Raw genomic sequence first — 11,259 nt, 5'->3', positions numbered from 1 at the left:
AATACGGGTTCCTCCAAAGGAGTCCCTTTGGGAGATTCCCGTTGGGGTCACAAAAGCATTTCTCAAAATTCAATTCAAAATTAATTACACTCTTTCAAGGTGAAAATACGGGTTCCTCCAAAGGAGTCCCTTTGGGAGATTCCCGTTGGGGTCACAAAATATCTTATTAATTAAAATCGACTTAACTCTAATGATGAAAATTATTGTGTTAGAAAAATGATAAGTGATTATGAAAATTTATAATGGTATATTTTCATCAGCGTGTCTTTAAAAAATTTTATCTTTTTCTGTTAATTATAAAAGCACGTTCACATTTTTCGAATCCAATTTTGGGATAATAATTAATTGCCTCTGGGGCAGATATTAATATTAATGCAACTTCTTCACCTATAATATTTCTTAATAATTCTATTAAATGTTTCCCTATCCCAATATTTTGATATTCTTTATCTACTGCTAAGTCTGATAAGTAACAACAATAGGAATAATCTGTTAAAGCTCTTGCGATACCTATTAATTGTTTATTATTCCATGCAGAAATAATTATATCTGCATTATCTATCATTTTTTTTATTCTATTTAAATCATTATAAGGTCTTCTAATTCCTGAATTACGAAATACATTTGCAACATCTTCTGGAGATAATTCTTTCGTAAAAGAATATTCAATTCCCAAGTTTACCTCCTTATTGCAATATGATATGTTTATGTAATTTTGTTCCATAGAATTTAAGAAAATTATGTTAATGATTGTTTTTAGTGAGTTTAAAAAAATAATTATTATTTTTTATAATTTTCCTTTGAATAAAAAATAATTTTTATGAAACATTCAAATATAATTCTTGCTGAACGAGATGAATATATAACTACTAATCACTATCACAGAAAGCCATTTCCATCCTTATATTTTTATTTCCGTCATTTACTTCGTATAGTTTATTATTGTAATCGTCAAGCGGTGAAAGGAATATATGATGATGATAAATGGATTTATTCTTCACTGGATATAATGAGGGGTCTTGAAAGAACCGGAATAAAATTTCATATCACAGGAATGAACAACCTTAAAAAAGTTGATGGTCCTGTAATTTTTATTTCAAATCATATGAGTGTATTAGAGACTTTTATCTTTCCAGTAATTATTCACCCAGTAAAAAGAATTGTTTACGTTATGAAAGAAGAGCTTGTTCGATTTCCATTATTTGGACCTGTATCTGCGGCACGAGACCCAATTTTAGTTACAAGAAAAAATCCAAGAGAAGATTTAATCGCAGTGTTAAATCAAGGCAGTGAAAAAATAGCAAAGGGTAAATCAATCATAATTTTTCCACAAAGAACAAGGTCTCTTTATTTAAATACTTCCGGATTTAATACTTTGGGAATAAAATTAGCAAAACGAAATAATGTCCCCATAATTCCAGTTGCACTTTTAACTGATGCATGGGGCAATGGAAAGTTAATAAAAGATTTTGGGAAAATTGATCCATTGAAGGAAGTAAAAATTTGTTTTGGCGAACCAATGAAAATTACTGGTAGTGGTAATGAAGAACATCAAAAAGTAATTGAGTTTATTAAAAATAAATTTATCGAATGGAACAGAAAAGATTTGATTCAAGAGCAGTTATAATTTTATATATTAATCATACAAGGAAATTGCCCCTAATAATTTATATGTATTTCAGCTTACAATAATTCATACTCTCATCTAAAAAACTTAACATTTCCTTAACACTCTCTTAATGATGAGTTAACATACCCATCTTACTTTTGCTACAGCAATTTAAGAAGAGGAGTAAGAGATGTACACTTTATACAATAATAATATTAAAACAATCATGAAATTCTTAACCAAATCATTATTAATATTTTTACTTGTGAATGTAAGCATATCAGCACAAACTAAAACAAAGGGGGCAATTGGCGGGAAAATTATTGACCAATCAACAGGTGAGCCAATTATTGGGGCAAATATAGTTTTAGCTAATACAAATTATGGTGCTGCAAGTGACTTGGACGGTAATTATCTAATATCAAATATAGAACCCGGTGAATACGAGTTGATTGTTAGCTATATCTCATATGCTAAAACAAAAATTTCCAATATAAAAGTTTTAGCAGGTCAAAAAACAATTGTTAATGTTGCTTTGAAACCCGAAGCAATTAATGTTGAAGAAGTAATTGTGATTAGTAAAGCTGATAATTCTTATGAAGCCGCACTATTGAATAAACAAAAAAATTCAATAACAATAAGTGATGGAATAACTGCTGAACAAATTAAAAAATCGCCTGATGCAACATCAAGCGAAGCATTGAAAAGAATAACAGGAGTATCTATAGTAGACAATAAATTCGTTTTTGTAAGAGGCACAAGTGAACGATATAGTAATGCAATGCTTAACAATACACCACTATCAAGTACAGAGCCAGATAAAAAATCATTTGCTTTTGACCTAATTCCTTCAAATTTACTTGATAACACAATAATTGAAAAAACTTATACTCCTGATAAACCAGGAAATTTTGCTGGAGGATTGGTTAACATAAACACAATTGATTTTCCTGATAAACTAAAGTTTAATGTGTCATTAACGAGTTCTTATACAAACAATATTACCTTCTCGAGTTTCAAGACATATAAAGGCGGCAAACTTGATTTTCTTGGAATTGATGACGGCTCAAGAACTCTTCCTTCAACCATACCTACAAATTTGAGTAAAGGAAATTATTCATCGAATGAAATTTTAGAATATGCTAAATCTTTACCGAATAATTGGTCTGTAAAACAAACGAAAGCTCCATTGAATGGTGGATTTATGATTTCAGTAGGCGATGGAGTTACGATATTTGGTCCTAAGTTTGGTTTTGTAGCTGCATTATCATATCGAAATCAATTCAACAAAATTTCTCTTGAAAGAAATGAATTTGAAGCAAGTGGTGAACCAAGATTTAATTACTCCGGTGAGCAATCTACTTATTCAACTCTTTGGGGAGGAATACTGAATCTTAGTTATAAACTAAATGATTATCATAAATTAAGTTTCAAGAACACTTACAGTCATACATCTGATGATGAAGTTTCTGAACTTAAGGGTAATCAATTTACAGATTCTGGAACGGAACAAATATTATCTTCTTTAAGGTTTACATCGAGAGGCGTTTATTCTGGTCAATTAAGTGGTGAACATTACTTTTCCAATCTGAACAATCTTCAATTTGAGTGGAAATTATATAACTCAATTTCCTATCGTGATGAGCCGGATTATCGAAGAATGATTTATTCAAGAGAAATTGGAAGTGATAATCAGTTTGCTGCTTTGTTGGGACCACAAGTAAATTTAAAAAATGGAGGAAGATTTTATTCTAATTTGGATGAGAATACAAAAGGAATAAATATAGATATTTCCTTTCCAGTTTCTTCAGTAAAAATAAAATTCGGTGGAAGCATTGAAGATAAAAATAGAGATTTTAAATCGAGATTGATAGGTACCATTATCAATGCACCCGGTAATGGTTATACAGATTTTAGTTTATTATATCTGCCAATGGATAAAATCTTCTCGCCAGAAAATTACAGAAGAAATGGTTTTTCAATTCAAGAATATCTTAATGGAACAAATAATTATAAAGCTCAGCAAGAATACATTGCAGCATATTTGATGTTTGAACATAGTGTTCCATTTTTTAATAAAGAACTAAAAATAATTGCCGGGACAAGATTAGAAAATTCTGTACAGATAATTAATTCAAGAGACTTGTCCGACCAGATAGATTTAAATTATCAATTAAAGGATTTGGATTTTCTTCCATCTTTGAATATCATTTATAAAATTTCTGAAAATACTAATCTAAGATTATCTGCTAATCAAACTGTTAATCGACCTGAGTTAAGAGAACTTGCACCATTTGCATATTTTGATTTTTATACTCAAACATCCTTGCGTGGTAATCCTTATTTAAAGAGAGCCTTAGTAAAAAATTACGATTTTAGATACGAAACTTATCCAGGTGTGAGTGAATTATTATCTGCAAGTATTTTCTATAAAGATATTAAAGATGCTATAGAACAGGTTGTTGTTTCCGGCAGTGCATTAGGTTCAGAAAGAACTTATATGAATTCAGATATTGCAAAAATTTATGGTATTGAGTTGGAAGGAAGATTAGCGTTGAGTCGAATAAGTAATTTATTATCTAATTTTTCAATTAATTCAAATATTACATTAATTAAATCTACTGTTACAGTAAAAGCAACCGAAACAACAATTGCAAGAACAGGAAGACCACTTCAGGGACAATCACCTTATGTCGTAAATATCGGGTTAACTTATAATTCACAAGATTTAGGTACGACTATAAGTTTATTATATAATCGAATTGGTGAAAGAATTGTTGAAGTAGCAACTGCATATGAAGATGATATTATCGAAAAACCACGTGATATAATAGACATTGTTGTAAATCATAAACTAACTGAAAATATAGAATTGAAATTAACAGCTAAAGATATCTTAGCACAAAATAAAACTTTTATGCAAGGAAATAAGAAAGCTCGATTGGACAGTAATAATTCATCTATATCATTTAACATATCATACAAATTATAAAAGGAGGTTACATGTTGAAATTATTCAAAAAATTTTCTTTACTGTTTTTTATATCAGCAACATCATTATTTGCACAACTTGCTCCATTTGATGAAGTATTAGAAGGAAATATTAATTCCGATAAAGTACTTGATGCAAATAAAAAATATTTGTTGAGAGGATTTGTTAATGTTAATGAACCTGCAACTTTAACAATTCCTGCAGGGACAATAATTTATGGAGAAAAATCTTCTAAGGGGTCTTTAATAATAAATAGAGGCGCAAAAATTGTTGCTATTGGTACACCTGATAAACCAATTATATTTACAAGCCAACAACCCAAAGGACAAAGAGGGGCTGGAGATTGGGGCGGTATTATAATAGCTGGGAGGGCAAGCATAAATGTGCCTGGAGGAACAGCAGTTATTGAGGGCGGTACAGGCACAGTTTATGGCGGAGGAGATAAACCAAATGATGATGACAGCAGTGGAGTTCTTAAATATGTAAGAATTGAATTCCCTGGTATAGCTTTTCTTCCTGATAATGAAATTAATGGTTTAACTTTGGGTGGAGTAGGAAGGAAAACTATTATTGAGTATGTGCAAGTAAGTTATAGTGGGGATGACTCATTTGAATGTTTTGGTGGAACAGTTAATTGTAAATACTTAATTGCTTATAAAGGTTTAGATGATGAGTTTGATACTGACTTTGGTTATAGAGGGAAATGCCAATTTTTATTTGGTTTTAGGGACCCGAACATGGCAGACATAAGTGGCAGCAACGGTTTTGAATCTGATAATGATGGAACTGGTACACTAAATTCACCAAGGACACAACCAATTTTTTCTAATGTTACTCTAATAGGACCACTTCCTTCGCCAGATTTTACACAATTTAATTCGAATTACAAAAGAGGTGCTCATTTAAGAAGATCGGCTCTTACATCAATTTATAATTCAATAATTATGGGTTATCCAGTTGGACTTTTAATTGATGGACAGAATTCAGCAGATGGTGCTATTGCAAATGACTTACAAATAAGAAATACTATTATAGCAGGGTCACAATCAGGTAAAAATCTAACTACAAATGTTAATGGTTTTGATGTTGTTACATGGTTTAATAACCCTGATTTTGGTAATAAGACATTTGATAAAAGTAGCGATGTCGGTTTAATTGATCCATTTAATCTCACAAATCCAAATCCAATACCTGCATCTAATTCATATGCTTCAACAAATGCAAGTTTTAATAACGATAGATTAAAAGATAATTTTTTTACACATGTAAATTATATTGGCGCATTCAACCCGAATGGACCACGATGGGACGAACGCTGGACAAATTATGATCCGCAAAATACTGATTATACTTTGACAGATGTTAAAGAAACATATAATAAAAATATACCAGCTGATTTTCAGTTGTATCAAAATTATCCAAATCCATTTAATCCTAATACTACCATTTCATTCACATTGCCAAAATCAGGTTATGTGAATTTGATTGTTTATAATTCATTGGGACAGGAAATAGCAAAACTCATTGATGGTTATAAAGATGCTGGTACATACTTTATAAATTGGAATGCTGAAAATCTTCCTTCTGGAGTTTATATTTATAAACTCGAGTCAAATAATTTCACTGCAGTAAAGAAAATGACATTGATGAAATAATTTTGGTACTCTCTCTCCTCTCTCTCTAAAGGTGTTCCCTTCAAAAGGGGGCACCTTTTTTAGTAATTAAAAATTAACATTTTCTTAACATTGACAATTATTCACAAAATGTATTTTTAACTGTTAAATTTTTTCTTTATTGTAGCAGAGGAGAGAGAGAGTACAATGAAATTTATTTTCACACCAATTTGTGTGTTCTTTTTTATTAGCTCATTTTTATCTGCTCAAAACTTACCTAAGTTTAGTGGACTTATGTTTGGAGATTATTTTTATAATCTCAAACAAAACAATTCAAGTTATGAAGGAATGAATGGATTTCAGTTCAGAAGAATTTTTATTACAACAGATTACAAAATAACAGATAATTTCAAATCAAGATTTCGATTAGAAGCAGACAATATTTATGATATGAAAACATCATCAAACAAAATGAATGTCTGGGTAAAAGATGCTTATTTGGAATGGGTTAATATTTTTGAAGGCTCAAATTTATACATAGGAATTTCACCTACCCCGGCTTTTGAAATCTCAACTCAAGTATGGAATAATCGATTTCTTGAAAAAACAATTCTTGATTATAATGGAATTGTGTCGAGTAGAGATATGGGAATTGATTTAAGAGGAAATTTGATTTCAGATGGAAATATTAAATATTGGATTAAAATTGGTAACAATGCTAATAGCGGTCCTGAAAATAATAGACATAAAAGATTTTATGGTTTGCTTGAATTTCATCCATATAAAAATATGATTATAACAACTTACGCCGATTATGCAAGTAATACTTTTATTTTTGATAAATCTGACAATACTTCTAAAAAGAATAATAGCATTGTAATTGCTTTTTTTGGTAGTTATAAGTTTGAAAAAATTTCTTTCGGAATTGAAACATTTTATAGGACAGTTCAAAATGGTTATAAAGAATCAGAGATTATGCATTTGGAAAATTTAGAATCTTACGGGATATCAATGTGGGCTTATTTTTCTTTGAATAATAAAATAAATATTGTTGGTAGATATGATTATTATGACCCAAATTCCGTTAAAAATTTTGACAACAATTCATTAATTCTTTTGGCGCTTGATTATAAACCTGTTTCTAAAGTTCATCTTTCTCCTAATTGTGAAATAAAAACATATTATAATGGGAATAATGATGTGGTGCCAAGATTAACATTTTTCTGGGAATTTTGATGAGGTTGTATATTCAAAAAATTTTTAATAATAAAATAGACGGGGAAAAAATGCGAAAAGGAATAATTTATCTATTACTTTTAGTATTATATTCAATATCAATAACCAAAGCCCAGGTTCAATTAAATGCTGCTGGAGCGACCTTTCCTTACGTAATTTATTCAAAATGGTTTGATGAATTTAAGAAATTAACAGGTGTTCAAATTAATTATCAATCAATTGGAAGCGGTGGCGGAATTAAACAGGTAATTGAAGGAACCGTTGATTTTGGTGCAAGCGATGGTCCAATGAGTGATGAACAACTAAAGGAAGCTAAACAAAAAAGAGGAACTGAAATTGTTCACATACCAACAGTTCTTGGTGCTGTTGTATTAAGCTATAACTTACCAGAACTTAAGCAGCCATTGAAATTAGATGGTCCTACAATTGCAGATATTTTTCTTGGAAAAATCTATATGTGGAACGATAAAAGAATTACAGAATTAAATCCAGGAGTAAAACTTCCTAACAGAAGTATAATTGTTGTTCATAGATCAGATGGAAGTGGTACTACTTATATCTTTACAAATTATCTTACCAAGGTAAGTAAAGAATGGGAAAAAAAGGTAGGTTGCAATACATCTGTGAATTGGCCTGTTGGTTTAGGTGGAAAAGGAAATGAAGGCGTTACAGGTGTTATAAAGCAGTCTATTGGTGCAATTGGTTATATAGAATTAGCTTATGCAGTTAAAAATCATTTACCCTATGCATTTATAAAAAACAAAGCCGGCAATTTTATTGAACCTAATTTTAAAACTGTTACAGCTGCTTCCGACGGGGCTTCTAAAAATATGCCTGAAGATTTAAGAGCAATGATTACAGATGCAGATGGAAAAGATTCATATCCTATTTCTGGATTTACATGGTTATTAGTTTATAAGGATATGAAAGATAAAAAGAAAGCAGAAGCACTCGTAAAATTCTTAAAATGGGCAATGGAAAAAGGCCAAGCTTATGCCGAAGAGTTGTATTATGCTCCACTTCCAAAATCAGTTATTAAATTAAACGAAAAGAAAATTAATTCTTTAACTCTCAATGGTAAACCTATAAATGTAAAATAAAATCCGAGGCTTTAACTTTGGAAAAAGAAATTGATGTTAACAATATTAAAATCAATGATATTATAAATAATAAATTGAAAAAAATTAATGCCGATAAATCTAACTTTTCTAAAAAAATAAATTTTGGTGATTTTATTTACGAAAAGTTAACTCTGATTTTTGCAGTTATTGTTTTACTTCTTGTTTTTCTTATGGGTTATGAAATGTACATCGGCTCTAAACTCTCGATATCAAAATTTGGTTTAAAATTTTTGACTGAAACAACATGGGACCCAGTTGCTGAAATTTATGGTGCACTGCCTTCTATTTTTGGGACTCTTGTTTCATCTTTTTTAGCATTATTAATTGCAGTCCCTTTTAGTATTGGTGTTGCAATTTATTTATCTGAATTAGCGCCTCGCTGGTTAGAAAAACCATTATCATTCCTTGTTGAATTATTAGCGGGGGTTCCAAGTATTGTGTATGGATTGTGGGGAATATTTGTGTTGGTCCCATGGCTAAGAGAAAATGTTCAACCTTTTCTTTATGAACATTTAGGATTTCTTCCTTTTTTTAGAGGACCAATGTATGGATTTGGAATGCTTGCTGCCTCAATAATTTTATCTATTATGGTTTTACCAATAATTACTTCTATTTCTCGTGATATAATGAAATCAGTTCCCTCAATTCAAAAAGAAGCAGCTTTAGCCTTGGGAGCTACAAAATGGGAAGCAACTAAAATAGTTCTTGCTAATTCTAAGTCAGGAATTCTTGGTGCTACAATGCTTGGATTAGGCAGAGCAATTGGCGAGACTATGGCTGTAACAATGGTAATAGGGAATAGACCAATAATTTCTGCATCGCTTTTTGACCCGGCTTATACTATGGCAAGCGTTATAGCAAATGAATTTACAGAAGCTACCTCAGAATTGTATTTGAGTGCTTTAATTGAATTAGCATTAATACTGTTTGTTATTACAATTATTATTAATGCAGCAGCTCGCTTTCTTGTGTGGAGTTTAGAATCTAAATGGAAAAAAGTTTTATGAATTATAAAAGAAAATTAATTTACCGTAAGATTGTAAGTTTTATCGTTATGGGATTAACTTTTATAGCCGCATTAACTGCAGTAGTCCCGCTTGCTTTTATATTTTATTATACTGTTTCAAAAGGAATTACTCACTTAAATATTGATTTTTTTATTTCCATGCCAAAACCTGTTGGTGAACCCGGTGGAGGTATGGCAAATGCAATTGTAGGAACTTTAATTTTAGTTGGAATTGGTGCTCTTATTGGATTACCTATAGGAATTATGGCTGGAATTTATTTAGCTGAATTTGGGAATAATAAATTTGGTTTACTTTTAAGATTTTTAACAGATGTTTTAAGTGGTATCCCTTCAATTGTTATTGGTGTGGTTGCTTATACTTTGGTTGTGATTCCTATGGGACATTTTTCAGCACTGGCTGGTGGTGTAGCTTTGGCAATTTTAATGATACCAACAGTTACGAGAACTACAGAAGAAATGATTAAATTAGTTCCACATAGTTATCGTGAAGCTGGATTAGGTTTGGGAATTCCCAAATGGAAAACATCATTATTCATTGTTTTAAGAACTGCATGGAAAGGTATTGCTACAGGAATTTTATTAGCATTATCAAGAGCTGCAGGTGAAACAGCACCTTTGCTTTTTACAGCTCTGGGGAATCGATTTTGGTCGACAAACATATTTCAACCGATAGCTTCGCTTACTGTATATATATATGATTATGCTCGAGCTCCATTTGAAGACTGGAATAACCAAGCATGGACTGCTGCTCTTGTCTTAATTTTATTTATTTCTATCTTTAGCATAGCTTTTAGAATTATTACAAGGTCTAAATACAAAACAAATTAAAATACTTAAATGATACATGATGTAATTTCAAAAGCATTAACTCTAGACAAAAGTTTAGAAAAAAGATTTGTCGAAATAATTAGAGCCGAAAAACTTTCTGCTTACTTTGGAGAAGTAAAAGCATTAAATGAAATTTCTGTTTCAATTCCAAAGAATAATGTAACTGCAATTATTGGACCTTCGGGTTGTGGTAAATCAACTTTTTTGAGATGCTTAAATAGAATGCACGAAGTAATTGGAGGTACTTATACAGGGAATATTTTTTATAACGGAATGGATATTCAAAATATTAATCCAGTTTATTTGAGAAGAAGCATTGGAATGGTCTTCCAAAAACCAAATCCTTTTCCAACAATGTCAATAATGAACAATGTAGTTGCGGGCTTAAGATATAATGGTATTACAGATAAAAAATTATTGAATGAAATCGCAGAGAGCTGTTTGAAGAAAGTAGGATTGTGGGAAGAAGTCAAAGATAATCTTAATCGTTCAGGGGCAAGCTTATCTGGAGGTCAACAACAAAGATTATGCATCGCAAGAACAATTGCATTAAATCCTGATGTAATTTTAATGGATGAGCCTACAAGTGCTCTTGACCCAATTGCAACAACTAAAATAGAAGATTTAATTTATGAACTGAAGAAAGATTATACGATTGTAATTGTTACTCATAATATGCAGCAAGCAGCACGTGTTAGTGATTACACCGCTTTCTTTTATATGGGGAAATTAATTGAATTTGATACAACAAGAAAAATATTTACAAATCCGGCTAATAAACAAACAGAAGAATATATATCAGGTCGCTTTGGTTAATATAAACATTATAGTGA

Annotated in this window: 9 protein-coding genes; 8 read left to right on the top strand and 1 reads right to left on the bottom strand. The window is 30.7% G+C overall.

Annotated features, from left to right (window positions below):
- Positions 1-277: 277 nt before the first annotated feature.
- Positions 278-676 carry a GNAT family N-acetyltransferase gene (locus VJY32_RS13015; RefSeq protein WP_353678358.1) on the bottom strand — a complete coding sequence of 133 codons (399 nt, stop codon included), beginning with the start codon at positions 674-676 and terminating at the stop codon, positions 278-280.
- 144 nt (positions 677-820) lie between these two features.
- On the opposite strand from VJY32_RS13015, the gene VJY32_RS13010 reads away from it, so the two are divergent.
- The 8 genes from VJY32_RS13010 to pstB all read left to right on the top strand — a co-directional run bounded on the left by VJY32_RS13010 (position 821) and on the right by pstB (position 11,242).
- Positions 821-1,627, top strand: a complete 807-nt coding sequence (locus VJY32_RS13010; protein ID WP_353678357.1) for a lysophospholipid acyltransferase family protein — start codon at positions 821-823, stop codon at positions 1,625-1,627.
- Positions 1,628-1,799: 172 nt separating this feature from the next.
- A complete protein-coding gene (locus tag VJY32_RS13005) occupies positions 1,800-4,601 on the top strand; it encodes a TonB-dependent receptor (RefSeq protein ID WP_353678356.1) in 2,802 nt (933 codons plus the stop codon).
- Between the two features lie 11 nt (positions 4,602-4,612).
- Entirely contained in the window at positions 4,613-6,256 is a 1,644-nt protein-coding gene (locus tag VJY32_RS13000; RefSeq protein ID WP_353678355.1) for a T9SS type A sorting domain-containing protein, read from the top strand.
- A gap of 165 nt (positions 6,257-6,421) precedes the next feature.
- Positions 6,422-7,450: a hypothetical protein gene (locus VJY32_RS12995; RefSeq protein ID WP_353678354.1), complete on the top strand. Its 1,029-nt coding sequence runs from the start codon at positions 6,422-6,424 to the stop codon at positions 7,448-7,450.
- A 50-nt stretch (positions 7,451-7,500) separates the two neighbouring features.
- Positions 7,501-8,550, top strand: coding sequence for a phosphate ABC transporter substrate-binding protein PstS (pstS, locus tag VJY32_RS12990; RefSeq protein WP_353678353.1), 1,050 nt, complete (start codon positions 7,501-7,503; stop codon positions 8,548-8,550).
- Between the two features lie 17 nt (positions 8,551-8,567).
- Positions 8,568-9,578, top strand: coding sequence for a phosphate ABC transporter permease subunit PstC (gene pstC / locus VJY32_RS12985; protein WP_353678352.1), 1,011 nt, complete (start codon positions 8,568-8,570; stop codon positions 9,576-9,578).
- A complete protein-coding gene (gene pstA / locus VJY32_RS12980; protein WP_353678351.1) occupies positions 9,560-10,426 on the top strand; it encodes a phosphate ABC transporter permease PstA in 867 nt (288 codons plus the stop codon). Before pstC ends, pstA begins: the two co-directional genes overlap by 19 nt.
- Before the next feature lie 9 nt (positions 10,427-10,435).
- Positions 10,436-11,242, top strand: coding sequence for a phosphate ABC transporter ATP-binding protein PstB (gene pstB, locus VJY32_RS12975; protein ID WP_353678350.1), 807 nt, complete (start codon positions 10,436-10,438; stop codon positions 11,240-11,242).
- Positions 11,243-11,259 lie beyond the last annotated feature (17 nt).

Origin of the sequence: Rosettibacter primus (assembly GCF_036860675.1) — a bacterium.
Taxonomy (GTDB): domain Bacteria; phylum Bacteroidota; class Ignavibacteria; order Ignavibacteriales; family Melioribacteraceae; genus Rosettibacter; species Rosettibacter primus.
The sequence above is the reverse complement of the archived record's forward strand: the minus strand, read 5'-3'. Positions and strand labels throughout refer to the sequence as shown.